This is a genomic window from Nonomuraea sp. NPDC049637 (assembly GCF_040675235.1).
Lineage (GTDB): Bacteria > Actinomycetota > Actinomycetes > Streptosporangiales > Streptosporangiaceae > Nonomuraea.
In genome coordinates this window covers 41,306-55,546 of record NZ_JBFAOM010000003.1, presented here as the reverse complement: position 1 = coordinate 55,546, position 14,241 = coordinate 41,306, and the positions used below count along the sequence as shown (strand labels likewise).

The following is a 14,241-nucleotide window of genomic DNA, read 5'->3' as shown; positions in this document are numbered from 1 at the left end:
GGCTCATCAAACTAGACCGTTCGTTCTCAAATGTGGTAGCTTCGCCGCGTGGCACGGAGCAAGGAGTTCGATCCCGAGGTCGCGCTCGACCGCGCGCTCGACCTGTTCTGGGAGCGCGGTTACGAGGCGACCTCGATGGCCGACCTGGTGGAGCGGCTGGGGCTGGCGCGGGCCAGCATCTACGGCACCTTCGGCGGCAAGCGGGAGCTCTACGTCAAGGCGCTGGAGCGCTACCTGGCCCGGCGCAACGTGGTCGAGCCGCTGGCCCAGCCGGGGCCCGCGGTGCCGGCCGTACGCGCCTTCCTCGACGCGTACGTGGCCGAGATCCTCGCCGACGAGCTGCGGCGCGGCTGCATGGTCGTCAACACGGCCGTGGAGTTCGCCTCGCGCGACGCCGAGCTGGCCCGCCGGGTGACGGCGAGCTGGGCCGAGCTGGAGACCGCGCTGGCCGCCGCGCTGGTGCGCGCCCGCGCCCAAGGGGAGATCCCCGAGTCCAAGGACCCCTACGCGCTGGCCAGGTTCCTGCTCGTGCTGCTCCAGGGGCTGCGCGTGCTCGGGCGGGCCGACCCCGACCCGCGCCGGCTGCGCGACGCGGTCGAACAGGCCATGGTCGCCGTACAAATTTGAGACCGATCGTTCTAGGAGTTTGTGGTGTTCGAAGGAAAAGTCGTGCTTGTCACCGGGGCCACCGGGGTCGTGGGCCGGGCCGCCGCGCTGGCGTACGCCAGGAAGGGCGCGTCCGTGCTGGCCGCCGGGCGGGACACCGCGCGGCTCGGCGCGGTGGTCAAGGAGATCGAGGCGGCGGGCGGCCGGGCTTCCGGCTTCACCGCGGACGTCACCGACTCGGCCTCCGTCGCCGCCATGGTGCAGGCCGCCGTCACCCGCTACGGCGGGCTGGACGTGGCGCTGAACGCCGCGGGCGTCTTCGGCATGCTGGCCCCGGTGGCCGACTACGACGAGGACACCTGGGACACCGTGCTCGCGGTCAACCTCAAGGGCGTGTTCCTGTCGATGAAGCACGAGATCGCCTACATGCGCGATCACGGCGGCGGCGTGATCGTCAACGTGGCCAGCAACCTCGGCGCCCACTGGCGTCTGCCCGGGGCCGCCGCCTACGCCGCCTCGAAGGCCGCGGTGAGCCACCTGACCCGCACCGCCGCCCGCGACCACATCGCCGACGGCGTGCGCGTCAACGCCGTCAGCCCCGGCCCCGTCGACTCGCCCATGTCCACGCGTCCCGGCGAGACGCCCGCCGAGCGCGACGAGCGCATGCGGCACGCCCTGCCCATCGGCCGCGTCGCCGCCCCGGAGGAGATCGCCGCCGCCGCGCTGTGGCTGTCCTCGCCGGAGTCCAGCTTCGTCGTCGGCCAGGACCACGTGATCGACGGCGGCGCCACGGCCTGACTCAGCCGGCGGCCACGGGCGGGCGGGTCTCCTTCATGGCCAGCACCGCCACCAGGCTGATCAGCCCGACGCCGGCCATGTACGCCGACACCGACAACGACGTGCCGGTCGCCTCGTGCAGGGCCGTCGCCACCAGCGGGGCGAACCCGCCGCCGAGCAGCGCGCCGACCGCGTACGAGAAGGAGACCCCGCTGTAGCGGTAGCGCGGCTCGAACATCTCGGCGAACAGCGCCGACTGCGGCCCGTACGTCGCGGCCAGGCCCACGTTGAGCACCACCACGGCGACCACCATCAGCGCCGCCACCTTGGTGTCCACCAGCAGGAAGAACGGCACGGCCCAGACCACGAGAAGCACCGAGCCGGCCAGGTAGACCGGCTTGCGGCCGATCCGGTCCGACCAGATCGCCGTGGCCACGATCCCGGCCAGCCAGGTCAGGCTGCCGACGATCACCACGACGAGCATGAGGTTCCTGCTCACCTTCAGCACCTGGGTGCCGTAGGACAGCAGGTAGGCGAGGAACACGTAGCCGATCGCGGTGTTGGCGACGAAGCTGGCCGAGGCGATCAGCAGCGACCGCGGCCGCTCGCGGAAGACGTCGAGGACGGGCCGCCTGCTGCGGGCCTGCTCGGCGGACAGCGCCCGGAACACCGGCGTCTCGGTCACCCGCAGCCTGATGAACAGCCCGACCGCGACCAGCACGACGCTGAACAGGAACGGCAGCCGCCAGCCCCAGCTCGCGAACTGCGCCTCCGACAGCCCGGCCGTCACCGCGACGTACACCAGTTGCGCCAGGATCAGCCCGGCGGGCACGCCCACCTGGGAGTACAGCCCGTACCGGCCGCGCCTGCCGGGCGGGGCGTGCTCGACGGCGAGCAGCGCCGCGCCGCCCCACTCGCCGCCCGCGCTGAGCCCCTGGAGCAGCCGCAGGACCAGCAGCAGGATCGGGGCCGCCACCCCGATCCGGTCGTAGGTGGGCAGCAGCCCGACGCCGACCGTGGCCGCGCCCATCAGCAGCAGGGACGCGACCAGCATCGCCTTGCGCCCGAGCCGGTCGCCGAAGTGCCCCCACACCAGGCCGCCCACGGGCCGGGCCAGGAACCCGACGCCGAGCGTGGCGAACGCGGCCAGGGTGCCCGACGCGGGCGAGAGCGGGGAGAAGAACTGGGAGCCGAAGACCAGCGCGGCGGCCGTGGAGTAGATGAAGTAGTCGTACCACTCGATCGTGGTGCCGACCGCGCTCGCCATGGCGACGCGACGGAGTTGGGCGGGGTCCGGCTCTGCTGCCTCGTGGGTCATGGCGCCTCCCTCGACGCCAGAGTAGATCTTCCTCCGCCCGCTTCCCAGCGGCCCGGGGCAGGCGTCCCTAGAACGCCACCCCGCACCGCAGGATCACGTTCGCGTACGGCGTGGCCTCTCCGGTGCGGACGGCCAGCCGCACCCCCGCCGACAGCCGCTTCAGCTCCTCGTGCGGCACGTACGCCAGCCCCGGCAGCCGGGCCGCGAGCAGCTCGGCGCAGCCGGGGTTGCCCGCGCGCACCTCCTCGGCCGCCGTGGCCCCCTCGACGACGAGCTCGGCGAGCAGCCCGCCGAGCACGTCGGCGAAGGCCGGGATGCCCGGCAGGAAGGCCAGGTCGACGACCCGCACGCCGGGCGGCACGGGCATCCCGCTGTCACAGACCAGCACCTGGTCGGTGTGGCCGAGCCGGGCCATGGCCCCCGCCAGCTCGGCGTTCAGAATCCCCGCGCGTTTCACTGGAAGTCCGCGACGTTCTCCTTGGTCGCCACCTTGACGGGCACGGCCACCGTCTTGTCGATGGTCTCGCCCTTGGCGGCCTTGACCGCGGCCTGCACCGCCTGCTGGCCGAGCAGCGACGGCTGCTGGGCGACGCTGGCGGCCAGCGTGCCCGCCTGCACCGCCTTCAGGCCGTCGGGGGTGCCGTCGAAGCCGACGACCTTGACCTGCCGGCCGGCCTTGGCGCCCAGGGCCTTGATCGCGCCCAGCGCCATCTCGTCGTTCTCGGCGAAGACGCCGGTGATGCCGGGGTTCGACTGGAGCATGTTGGTCATGACGTCGAGGCCCTTGGTGCGGTCGAAGTCGGCCGGCTGCTTGGCCACGACCCTGATGTTCGGGTACGCGGCGATGCCCTCGGCGAAGCCCTGGCCCCGGTCGCGCGAGGCCGACGTGCCCGCCGTGCCCTGCAGCACGACCACGCTGCCCTTCTCGCCGAGCTGCTTGGCCAGCTCCTGGGCGGCCAGCTTGCCGCCGGCCACGTTGTCGGAGGCCACGGTCTGGGCCACCTCGGCGCCGTTGACGCCGCGGTCGGCCGCGATCACCGGGATCTTCACCCGGTCCGCCGCCTTGACCGCCGGGGCCGCCGCGTCGGAGTCGACCGGGTTGACGATGATCGCCTTCATGTTCTGGCTGGTGAAGTTCTGGACCTGGTTCACCTGCTGGGAGGCGTCGTTCTGGGCGTCGGTGACGGTCAGCGTGACGCCCTCCTTCTTGGCCTCCGCCTCCGCGCCGCTGCGCAGCTGCACGAAGTAGGGGTTGTTCAGGGTCGACACCGACATGCCGATCTTGATGTCCCCGCCCCCCGAGGACGAGCCTCCGGAGCCGCCGTCGCCGGAGGAGCCGCAGGCGGCCAGGCCGAGCGTGAGCGCGGCGCCGGCCATGACAATCGCGGGAATCCGCATGATCTTTACTTCCTTTTCCTAGTTCGTTCCCCTGCGCCGCAGGGTGTCGACGAGGACCGCGAGCGCGATCACCACGCCGATCACGACCTGCTGCCAGAACGCCGAGACGGACAGCAGGTTCAGCCCGTTGCGCAGCACGGCGAGGATGAGCGCGCCGACGAAGGTGCCGAGCGCCCTGCCCTTGCCGCCGGACAGGCTCGCGCCGCCGATGACGACGGCCGCGATCGCGTCCAGTTCGTAGCCCGCCGCGGCCTGCGGCTGCGCCGAGGCCAGCCGGCTGGCCAGGACGATCCCGGCCACCGCCGCGAAGGCGCCGGACAGCGCGTACGTGATGAGCTTCTGCCGGTTGACCTTGATGCCGGACAGCCGGGCGGCCTCCTCGTTGCCGCCGATGGCGTACATGGCCCGGCCCGGGTACGTGCGGTTGAGCACCACGGCCGCGATCACGCCCATGACCAGCATCACCAGCACCGGGATCGGCAGGTAGTCGCCGAGCGTGTCGCCCAGGTGCGAGACCGAGTCGGGCATCGCGATCGGGCTGCCCTGCGAGATGACCAGCGCCAGGCCGCGGGCGATGCCCAGCATGGCCAGCGTGGCGATGAACGGCGGCAGCTTGCCGTACGCGATCAGGGCGGCGTTGACCAGGCCGCACACGACGCCGACGGCCAGCGAGACCACGACGGCGACCGGCCAGGGCAGCCCGGCGCTGGTGGCGGTCCAGGCCAGCACGATCGCCGACAGCGCGGCGACCGAGCCGACGGACAGGTCGATGCCGCCGGTGACGATCACGAACGTGGCCCCGAAGGCCAGGATCGCGGTGACGGCCGCCTGGACGCCGACGTTGAGCAGGTTCGTCACGCTGAGGAAGTCGGAGGACAACAACGACAGCGCCACGACCAGCACGACGAGCGCGGCGAGCGCGCCGTTCTCGGCGAACCAGGCCGCGGCGGGCGACCGGCGGCCGGTGAGCTTGTTCGGAACGGTGCTACTTGGCACGGGGACCCTCCACATCCGTGACCGCGAGGGCCATGACGTCGTCTTGCGTGGCCCCGGCCGCGGGCAGCTCGCCGACGAGCCTGCCGCGGGCCATGACCAGAATGCGGTCGCTCATGCCGAGCACCTCCGGCAGGTCGCTGGAGATCATGAGCACGGCGTGCCCGGAGGCGGTGAGCGCGTTGATGAGCTGGTAGATCTCGACCTTGGCCCCGACGTCGATGCCGCGGGTCGGCTCGTCGAGGATGAGCACGCCCGCGTCGGCGACCAGCCACTTGCCGATGACGACCTTCTGCTGGTTGCCGCCGGACAGCGTGCGGACCTCCTGGTCCAGGCCGGTCATCCGGATGCCGAGCTGCTCGGCCACCTTCCCGGCGGCCCTGCGCTGGCCGGCGCGGTCGACGAAGCCGGCGCGAGTGGCGGCGCGCATGGTGACCAGGCCCAGGTTCTCGGCCACGTCCGCGCCGAGCACCAGGCCCTGGCCCTTGCGGTCCTCGGGGACCAGGCCGAGCCCGGCCTCCATGGCGGCGTGCACGTCGCCGGGCGCGAGGCGGGTGCCGCGGACGACCACCTCGCCGGTGTCGTAGCGGTCGGCGCCGAAGACGGCCCGCGCGACCTCGGTGCGGCCGGCGCCGACCAGCCCGGCGACCCCGACCACCTCGCCCGCGCGCACCTCGAACGAGACGTCGTCGAAGACGCCCCTGCGGCCGAGGCCGGAGACCTTGAGCAGGGCCTCGCCGCGTTCGGCGGCCTGCCGCGGGAACTGCTGGCCGATCGGGCGGCCCACCATGAGCCTGACCAGCTCGTCCTGGGCGGTGTCCGCGGGGATCTCGGTGACGGACCGGCCGTCGCGCAGCACGGTCACCCGGTCGCCGATCTCGGCGATCTCCTCCAGGTGGTGGGTGATGAACACGATCGAGACGCCCTCGTCGCGGAGCTGGCGGACGATCGTGAACAGCTTGGCGACCTCGCCGGAGGTGAGCACGGCGGTGGGCTCGTCCATGATGAGCACGCGGGCGTCGAGCGCGAGCGCCTTGGCGATCTCCACCATCTGCATGCGGGCGATGCCGAGCCGGGAGATCGGCGTCGTCGGGTCGACGTCCACGCCGACGCGGTCGAGCAGCGCCTTGGCCTGCCGTTCCATGCGCTTCTTGTCCACCAGCCCGAAGCGGCGCGGCGGGCGGCCGAGCGCCAGGTTCTCCGCGACGGTGAGCTGGGGGACCAGGTTGAACTCCTGGTAGATGGTGGCGATGCCGAGCCGCTGGGCGTCGCCCGCCGACCGGATGTCCACCGGCTGCCCGTCAACGGTGACGTGCCCGCCGTCCGGCCGGTACGCGCCCGACAGGATCTTGATCAGCGTGCTCTTGCCCGCGCCGTTCTCGCCGAGCAGGACGTGCACCTCGCCGGCGCGCAGGCTCAGATCGACGCCGTCGAGTGCCACGACGCCGGGGAAGACCTTGCGCAGGCCCTCGGCCTTGAGTATCTCCGCGCTCACTCCATGATCCCTTTCCGCTCGCATGATCGGCGAATCACCAGGCGCGCCGGCAGGACGTGCGAGTCGGCCGCCTGCCCGCTCTGGATCCGGCCGATCACGAGCCGCACGGCCAGGCGCCCCATCTCGGCCGTCGGCTGGGCGATGGCGGTGATCGGCGGGGCGGTGTGCTTGAACCAGGTCACGTCGTCGAAGGAGGCGACGGCCACGTCGGCGGGGATGCGCAGGTTCCGGGCCTGGATCTCCTCCAGGCCGCCGAGCGTCATCAGGTTGTCGCCGAAGAAGATCGCCTCGGGCGGCTCGGGCAGGTCGAGCAGCTCGGCGGTGATGCGCCGGCCGCTGCCCTCGCGGAAGTCGCCGGGGCGCACGTACTCGGGGCGCACCTCCAGGCCCTCGGCGGCCATCGCGGCGGCGAAGGCGGCCGTGCGCTCGCGGCCGGTGGACAGGGTGGCCGGGCCGGAGGCCAGAGCGATCCGGCGGTGGCCCTGCTCGCGCAGGTGGCGGACCAGCTCGGCGATGGCGGCGGCGCCGTCGGAACGCACGGAGGGCACGTCGAGCCCGGAGATCGTGCGGTCGAGGAACACCACCGGCCGGCCGGCCTCGGCCAGCTGCTGCACCAGCGGGGTAACCTCGGCGGTCGGGCAGATCAGCAGCCCGTCGACGCGCTGCTCCAGCAGCGTGCGCACGTAGTGGTCCTGCTGGTCGGCGCGCTCGTCGGCGTTGCCCATGACGACCGTGAAGCCCTCGCGCCTGGCCTCGTCCTCGACGCTCCTGGCCAGCTCGGTGAAGAACGGGTTCAGGACGTCGCCGATGATCAGGCCGATCGTCCTGGTCGCGGTGGTGCGCAGGGAGCGGGCGACGGCGTTCGGCACGTAGTTGAGCGCGCTCATCGCGTCGTAAACCCGGCGCCGGGTCTCCTCGTTGACCGAGGGGTTGTCGTTGAGCACGCGGGAGACCGTGGCGACGGAGACACCGGCCTGTGCGGCGACGTCCTTGATCCTTGCCATCGTTCCTCCGTGTAATCGATTACACGGCAGCTTATGAAATCGATTACATGATTGGCAAAGTGAAATGGCTCACACCCCCGGGGGAGAGGGTGTGAGCCGGTTTCGGTGGCTCGGGCCTTCCGGACCTGCCCGGACCGCGCCCGGACCGCCGGGCCCGGGCCCGTCAGACCTTGCTGATGCGGACCGCGTCGGCGATGACGAGGCCCGTGCCGGCCGTCCACCGGCTGACGCCGACGACGTTGTAGGTGCCGGCGTTCAGCGAGAAGGTGCCGATGCTGCGCCAGCCTCCGCCGCCGGAGCGCTGGTCCACGAAGACGGTCTGGTTGCCGCCCGAGGCCGCCACGATGTACGGCGCCGAGCTGTTGTAGCCCGGATCCGACGGGTACCAGACCTCGACCTTGTACGTGCCCGCGCTGGGGATCGCGGCCTGGTACCAGGCGGGGTCGCTGGCGGCGACCGGGTCGGAGAATCGGTAGTCGGCGCCGTAACGCTGGCTGGAGTAGGCGGAGGTGCCCCAGTTGCCGCTGGCGGTGAACTGGCCGGAGGTGGCGTTGTCCACCGTGGTGGACCACGAGGGCGTGCCGCCGCCGGTCACGTAGTTCATGTACGTGGTCCAGTTCCAGTACGGCCCCGGATCGGTGTGGTCGGCTCCGGGAACCTCGTTGTGCCCGATGATGTGGGCGCGGTCCTTCGGGATGCCGTACTTGTCGCAGATGGCCTTGGTCAGGGCCGCCGACGCGCGGTACATGGCGTCGGTGAACCACGAGGACTCGCTGACGTAGCCCTCGTGCTCGATGCCGATCGACCTGGTGTTGTACGTCCAGTTGCCGGCGTGCCAGGCGATGTCCTTCTCGCGCACCATCTGGGTGATGGCGCCGTTGGAGGACTTCACGACGTAGTGCGCCGACACCTGCGCGGCCGAGTTCTGGAACCAGGAGATCGTCCCGGCGTACGAGCCCTGCGTCACGTGGATGACCACGCGGTCGATCGCGTAGCTCGACGGCCGGCTGGAGGCGGTGTAGTTGCTGGAGCTGGCCGGGACCCAGGCGGCCGGGCCGTAGTCGGTGCTGAGCACGCCGACGTCGCCCTGGGCGCTCAGGTCGCGGGCCTTAGCGTAGTCGCCGCGGTCGGCGGTGACCTCCTGGGGCTTGACCGTCACGCCGCGGGCCGTGATGCCGAGGCCGAGCTGCTCGTAGACCGAGTCGGCGTACAGCCGGGCGATCTCCGGCGAGGAGGCGTTGCCGTACTTGGCGACGGCCTGGTACCAGCGGCCGGCGTCCTTGCGGCCGGCGTCGTCGAGGCCGAGCTCGTCGGCGTAGGAGCGGAGCAGGGCGGCGCCGCCGAGGATGTTGGCGGCGTTGTCGGAGCGCAGCTTCTCGACCGGCAGGCTGGTGAGCTGGGCGGCCTTCTCCAGCGCGTGGGTGGTGGGGTTGCTGACCAGGTGCATCAGGCCGTAGCCGCCGCTGGCGCTGGGCTTGCCCTGGTGGTCGTCGAGGTGGGTCTCGGCGTAGGCGAGCGCGACCAGCAGATCGCGGGGTACGTCGCTGGCCGAGGCGGCCTTGGCGAACGCGGCAGGCAGCGCGGGCTCCCGGGCGGCCTGGGCGGCGGGCTGGCCCGCGGTGATCAGGGCGACGGTCAGGGCGGAGGTGGCGAGGGCAGCTAATCGCGTGCGGGCGAGAATCATGGGGGTGCTCCTCGTTGGGGGGTGACGGGTGGAACGCGGGCGCGGGTCCGCGGCCCCGCGTTTGGCCGCCGAATGCGGCCCAAGGTATGTCACCCCTGACACAATGTCGATAATTGACATTACAGACGTGTTAGGTGAAACTTTCCGCCCGCCGACCGGAGGGTGGCCGGAAAGTTGGGTCCCTGAAAACTATTGCGCTCCGCGATCAGGGGACTGAAACTTCCTTTCGTGACCGCGCTCCTGCGTACCGTCCTGGCGGCGCTCACCGCCGCCGCCGTCACCGCTGTCGTCACCGCCGTGGCTCCCGTCCCCGCCTCCGCCGCCCCCACCTCCTCTTCCGCAGCGGCCGCCTGCGCGACCGACCCCGCGACGCCCAAGCGGCAGCTCCGGGCCATGTGGATCTCCTCGGTGGCCAACATCGACTGGCCGAGCCGCACCGGGCTCAGCGTCTCCGCCCAGCAGGCGGAGTTCCGGGCCTGGCTCGACCTGGCCGTCGCCAAGCGCATGAACGCCGTGATCGTGCAGGTCAGGCCGACGGCGGACGCGTTCTGGCCGTCCCCGTACGAGCCGTGGTCGCAATGGCTGACCGGCACCCAGGGGACGAACCCCGGCTACGACCCGCTGGCGTTCATGGTCGGCGAGGCCCACGCGCGGAACCTGGAGTTCCACGCCTGGTTCAACCCGTACCGGGTCGCCAACAACGACGACCCCACCAAGCTGATCTCCACGCACCCCGCGCGGCAGCACCCCGACTGGCGCTTCGCCTACGGCGGGAAGCTCTACTACAACCCGGGCATCCCGGCGGTACGCGACTTCATCGAGGACGCGATCATGGACGCCGTCACCCGCTACGACGTGGACGGCGTGCACCTCGACGACTACTTCTACCCCTATCCCGTCAGCGGCCAGGCCATCCCGGACTCGGCCGCCTACGCCCAGTACGGCGGCGCGTTCCCGAACGTCGCCGACTGGCGGCGCGACAACGTCAACCTGCTCGTCCGCGAGCTCGGCCAGCGCATCCACACCGCCAAGTCGTGGGTGTCGTTCGGGATCAGCCCCTTCGGGATCTGGCGCAACTCCTCGACCGACCCGCTCGGCTCGCGCACCTCCGGCCTCCAGTCCTACGACGCGATCTACGCCGACAGCCGGCAGTGGGTCAAGCAGGGCTGGATCGACTACCTCGCGCCGCAGATCTACTGGCACATCGGGTTCTCCACGGCCGCCTACGAGGTGCTGACCGCGTGGTGGTCGGACGTCGTGCGCGGCACCCGCGTGCAGCTCGTCGTGGGACAGGCCGCCTACCGGGCCGGCGCCTCGGGCCAGGAGGCCGCCTGGCAGGACCCGGCCGAGCTGAGCGACCACCTGTACGACAACAGGAAACATCCCGAGATCGCCGGTGATGTGTACTTCAGCGCCAAGGACGTCAAGGCCGACCGGATCGGGGCGATCACCAAGCTGGTCGCCGACCACTACGCCAAGCCCGCCCTGCTGCCCGCCCGGGGCTCCGCGGCCGCGCCCGCCGCGCCGGTGATCACCGCGGCCACCGCGGGCTCGAACGGCGTCCAGCTCACCTGGACCGGCTCCGGCACGGCGTACGCGGTCTACCGCGTGGCCGGCACTCCGCCCTCGGCCGATCCGTGCTTCTTCGCCGACGCCCGCAACCTGATCGGCACGACCAGGCAGAAGTCCTACACCGACCCCGGCGGCGGGGCGTCCACCTACTACGTGACCGCGCTGAGCAGGACCCACCAGGAGAGCGCACCGAGCGAGGGCCGGTCGGCGGGCGGCACGGGCGGCTTCAGCGTCGTGATCGACAACGCCGACGCCGGTTTCACCGCCTCCTCCTCCTGGGGCACCTCCAGCTACTCCACCCAGGCCAACGGCGCCGACTACCGCTTCGCCGACCCGGTCGCGGCCAGCGATCCGGCCTGGTTCCGGGCGGCGATCCCGAGCGCGGGCAGCTACCGGGTGGAGGTCTGGTACCCGGCCAACGCAGGCTACAACGGCTCCGCGCCGCACATCGTGGCGGCCTCGGGCGGCAACCAGACGGTCAACGTGGATCAGCGCACCGGCGGCGGGACGTGGCGGGTGCTGGGGACGTACACGCTGGCGGCCGGGACGTACAACGTGGTCGGGGTGAGCCGGTGGACCTCGGCGACCGGCTACGTGATCGCCGACGCCGTGCGCATCACCAAGGTCTGACCCTTCAGGAACGGGCCTTCGCCCAGGCGGGGCTGTCGATGAAGTGGTTGTCGAAGCGGTCCTGCGAGGCCAGCAGCTCTTCGAGCGTGGCCTCGCCGGCCTTGAGCCGGGCCAGCAGGCGGAAGTACTCGAACCGCTCGACGCCCGGCGTGATGACGATCAGCAGGTCGGCCTCGGCGCCGGGGGCCGCGGCGAAGGCGTGCGCCACGTGGGGCGGCACGACGGCGACGTCGCCCTGCTCCAGCGTGATCACCTCGTCGCCGGCCAGCACCTGCGCCCGGCCGTCGAGGACGTAGAACATCTCGGAGGCGGTGGTGTGGGTGTGCGGCACGGCGCCGTCGGCGCCCTCGCCGAGCGTGATGCGCACGGTGCTCAGGGCGCCGCCGGTGGCGCTGGAGTCGAGGAGCATGCGGCCCGTGCTGGGCGGGCCGCCGATGACCTCGGCGTCGACGGAGCGGATGACGGCGGTGCTGCGGGGGTCGATGAGCGACATGGTGTTATCCGTTCTCGGAGAGGGCGCCGCGGAGTGCTGTCTCCACGAGGCGTTCGGCGTAGGCGCGGTCGACGGGGGAGCCGGTGATCAGGACGCGGTAGTACAGGGCCCCGGCGAGCTGGTCGAACAGGGCCTCCACGTCGAGGTCGGCGCGTAGCTGGCCGCGGTCCCTGGCCCGTTCGAGCAGGGCGCGGGCCAGGGTGTTGCGGCGGGCGTACATCTGCCGCTCCAGCTCGCCGACGTCGGCGTGGCGGGCAGCGGCGGCCACGAGCTCGGCCACCGTGCCCGCCGACCCGTCGTCGTCGCCGGGCGCGCGGCCGGCCGCGCGCATCCGGTTGAGCCCGGCCGCGATCTTCTCCAGGTACGCGGGCAGGTCGCGGCGGATGTCGCCGGTGTCGGTGATCTCGTCGTGGTCCTGGAGCCGGTTGACGACGGCCAGGGCCAGGTGGTCCTTGGTCGGCCAGCGGCGGTAGAGCGTGGTCTTGGCGATGCCGGCCCGCTCGGCGACCTCGTCGGGGGACAGGCCGGCGTAGCCGCGCGCGAGCAGCAGCTCGGTGGCGGCCCTGAGCACACCCTCGTCGACGTCACTCCTGCGCGGCCGTCCCACCATGCCCTGCCTCCTTTTCGCTACCTGAGTAGCGTAATCCCGGACAGCAGCATTTCGCAACCCGAGTATCGAAACTCCGCTATCGCGGCAGCAACGCCCACACGACCCGCTCCCCGGCCCTGTCCTGGTAGGTCCCCCACAGTCCGGCGGTCAGCTCGTGCACCAGCCGGAGTCCGCGTCCCGACTCGTCCGCGTACGCCGGCACGCGGGGACGTGGAACGAGACCGTTCCGGCCCGGATCGGTCACGGCCAGCCGCCAGAACCCCGCCTCGGGGGCGAGGGACAGCCGGACCCGCTGTGCCGCCGCGTGCTGCAACGCGTTCGTGACCAGCTCCGAGGCGATCAGCCGCAGGTCGTCCAGGGCGTGGTGATCCGCCCCCAGCCACGCCGCCAGTTCGGTACGCGCCAGCCGGGGCAACATCGCCGGGTCGTCGAGCTCGCCGACCGTCCACACCTTGACGCCCGCATGCAGGGAACTGGACATGATCACCTCCGGGATGGGCGTACAGGCAGAGGTCGCGTGTACGCGGGTTCTCAGGATGCGGTTGATTCGGCTGACCAGCCTCCGGGATCGGCCGTACAGTTCCTTACAGTGAGTACGCCATGGCTCAGCGTGAACGGATGCGGGAAGGGCGTGACATGCCGAAGGAAGAAGAAGCGGAAGCGTGGGCAGAGTACGCCAGACGCCTGCGTGCCTTCCGTACGGACCATGGCTTGAGCCAGGAGCGTCTGGCGGACCGGCTGGCCTACAGCGAGAGCGCGGTCGGGCACGTGGAACGTCTCCTGCGCAAGCCGAGCGAGGACTTCACCCGCGAAGTGGAGAAGGCCCTCGGCCTCAAGGGCCAGTTGACGGAGCTGCTGCCGCAGATCCACGGCGCGCTGGGCCCGCGCTGGTTCCGCGAGTGGCCCAAGGTCGAGGCGGCGGCCCACACCATCAGGACGTCGGAGCCCATGCTGATCCCCGGCCTGCTCCAGACGGAGAGCTACGCCAGACATGTGTTCCTGGGCGAGCCAGGGGTCGTGGAGCAGGAGGCCGAGGAGGCCGTACAGTTCCGGCTGCACCGGCAATCCGTCTTCAGCCGCGCGTCCCCGCCCATGTACTCGGCCCTCGTGGACGAGAGCGTCCTGCATCGGCCGGTCGGCGGCCCGGAAGTGATGAGAGAGCAGCTTGCCAAGCTGCTCGACGTGCTCAACCCGCCCTACGTCACGCTCAGGATCATCCCGTTGAAGGCGGGGCTCACCGTGGGGTGTCTTGGAGCCTTCGAAGTGGCCACCCTCCTGGAGGGAGGCCCCGATCACGCCTACCTGGAAAGCGCCGAGGAGGGGCGGGTGACCAATCGCGCCAGGACGGTTCAAGCGCTTATCGTGCGATGGGAGGCCCTGTCCGGCATGGCGTATCCCGTGGACAGGAGCCGCGAGATCATCCGTGAGGTGATGGAGAGCAATGAGTGACGCGAGCGGTCTCCGTACGGGCGTATGGGTCAAGGCGACGGCGTCGGGGGGAAACGGCGGGAGCTGTGTCGAGGTGATGCGGCGGGCGGATGACGGCGTTCTCGTCAGGGACACCAAGGACCGAGGTGAAGGCCCGGTTCTGGCCTTCACCCGGGAGGAATGGCTCGCCTTCCTCGACGGGGCCGTCAAGGGGGAGTTCGACCTGTCCTGAG

Annotated in this window: 15 protein-coding genes; 5 read left to right on the top strand and 10 right to left on the bottom strand. The window is 71.4% G+C overall.

Translation table 11 applies throughout. The features are described 5' to 3' along the window. Window positions 1-48: 48 nt before the first annotated feature. Window positions 49-627 carry a helix-turn-helix domain-containing protein gene (locus tag AB0J71_RS05000; protein WP_352320698.1) on the top strand — a complete coding sequence of 193 codons (579 nt, stop codon included), beginning with the start codon at window positions 49-51 and terminating at the stop codon, window positions 625-627. Window positions 628-669: 42 nt separating this feature from the next. After that, window positions 670-1,404, top strand: coding sequence for an SDR family oxidoreductase (locus tag AB0J71_RS04995; protein WP_364412834.1), 735 nt, complete (start codon window positions 670-672; stop codon window positions 1,402-1,404). Between the two features lies 1 nt (window position 1,405). On the opposite strand, the gene AB0J71_RS04990 is transcribed toward AB0J71_RS04995, so the two are convergent. From AB0J71_RS04990 to AB0J71_RS04960, 7 genes are all read right to left on the bottom strand, one after another. Continuing rightward, the gene (locus tag AB0J71_RS04990) at window positions 1,406-2,701 is read right to left on the bottom strand and encodes an MFS transporter (RefSeq protein ID WP_352320694.1); all 1,296 of its coding nucleotides are present in this window, start codon (window positions 2,699-2,701) and stop codon (window positions 1,406-1,408) included. Between the two features lie 67 nt (window positions 2,702-2,768). Continuing rightward, window positions 2,769-3,158 (bottom strand): D-ribose pyranase, encoded by a 390-nt coding sequence (gene rbsD, locus AB0J71_RS04985; RefSeq protein ID WP_352320692.1) that lies wholly within the window; start codon window positions 3,156-3,158, stop codon window positions 2,769-2,771. Continuing rightward, window positions 3,155-4,099, bottom strand: a complete 945-nt coding sequence (locus AB0J71_RS04980) for a substrate-binding domain-containing protein (RefSeq protein ID WP_352320690.1) — start codon at window positions 4,097-4,099, stop codon at window positions 3,155-3,157. The genes rbsD and AB0J71_RS04980 overlap by 4 nt, the downstream gene beginning before the upstream one ends. 18 nt (window positions 4,100-4,117) lie before the next feature. Then, on the bottom strand, window positions 4,118-5,095 hold the full coding sequence (locus AB0J71_RS04975; RefSeq protein WP_352320688.1) for an ABC transporter permease: 978 nt from the start codon (window positions 5,093-5,095) through the stop codon (window positions 4,118-4,120). Beyond that, window positions 5,085-6,587 carry a sugar ABC transporter ATP-binding protein gene (locus AB0J71_RS04970; RefSeq protein ID WP_364412832.1) on the bottom strand — a complete coding sequence of 501 codons (1,503 nt, stop codon included), beginning with the start codon at window positions 6,585-6,587 and terminating at the stop codon, window positions 5,085-5,087. The genes AB0J71_RS04975 and AB0J71_RS04970 overlap by 11 nt, the downstream gene beginning before the upstream one ends. Next, window positions 6,584-7,591 carry a LacI family DNA-binding transcriptional regulator gene (locus AB0J71_RS04965; RefSeq protein WP_364412829.1) on the bottom strand — a complete coding sequence of 336 codons (1,008 nt, stop codon included), beginning with the start codon at window positions 7,589-7,591 and terminating at the stop codon, window positions 6,584-6,586. The genes AB0J71_RS04970 and AB0J71_RS04965 overlap by 4 nt, the downstream gene beginning before the upstream one ends. Window positions 7,592-7,754: 163 nt before the next feature. After that, on the bottom strand, window positions 7,755-9,275 hold the full coding sequence (locus AB0J71_RS04960) for an N-acetylmuramoyl-L-alanine amidase (RefSeq protein ID WP_364412826.1): 1,521 nt from the start codon (window positions 9,273-9,275) through the stop codon (window positions 7,755-7,757). Window positions 9,276-9,503: 228 nt separating this feature from the next. Between AB0J71_RS04960 and AB0J71_RS04955 the strand changes: the two genes are divergently transcribed. After that, window positions 9,504-11,477, top strand: a complete 1,974-nt coding sequence (locus AB0J71_RS04955) for a family 10 glycosylhydrolase (protein ID WP_364412823.1) — start codon at window positions 9,504-9,506, stop codon at window positions 11,475-11,477. Window positions 11,478-11,481: 4 nt separating this feature from the next. Here AB0J71_RS04955 and AB0J71_RS04950 read toward each other — a convergent pair whose 3' ends face one another. From AB0J71_RS04950 to AB0J71_RS04940, 3 genes are all read right to left on the bottom strand, one after another. Then, on the bottom strand, window positions 11,482-11,970 hold the full coding sequence (locus AB0J71_RS04950) for a cupin domain-containing protein (RefSeq protein ID WP_352320678.1): 489 nt from the start codon (window positions 11,968-11,970) through the stop codon (window positions 11,482-11,484). Between the two features lie 4 nt (window positions 11,971-11,974). Then, window positions 11,975-12,580, bottom strand: a complete 606-nt coding sequence (locus AB0J71_RS04945; protein ID WP_364412820.1) for a TetR/AcrR family transcriptional regulator — start codon at window positions 12,578-12,580, stop codon at window positions 11,975-11,977. A 76-nt stretch (window positions 12,581-12,656) separates the two neighbouring features. Next, window positions 12,657-13,061: an ATP-binding protein gene (locus AB0J71_RS04940; RefSeq protein ID WP_364412817.1), complete on the bottom strand. Its 405-nt coding sequence runs from the start codon at window positions 13,059-13,061 to the stop codon at window positions 12,657-12,659. 119 nt (window positions 13,062-13,180) lie between these two features. Between AB0J71_RS04940 and AB0J71_RS04935 the strand changes: the two genes are divergently transcribed. Further along, entirely contained in the window at window positions 13,181-14,029 is an 849-nt protein-coding gene (locus tag AB0J71_RS04935; RefSeq protein ID WP_364412814.1) for a helix-turn-helix transcriptional regulator, read from the top strand. Next, entirely contained in the window at window positions 14,022-14,240 is a 219-nt protein-coding gene (locus tag AB0J71_RS04930; protein ID WP_364412812.1) for a DUF397 domain-containing protein, read from the top strand. Before AB0J71_RS04935 ends, AB0J71_RS04930 begins: the two co-directional genes overlap by 8 nt. Window position 14,241 lies beyond the last annotated feature (1 nt).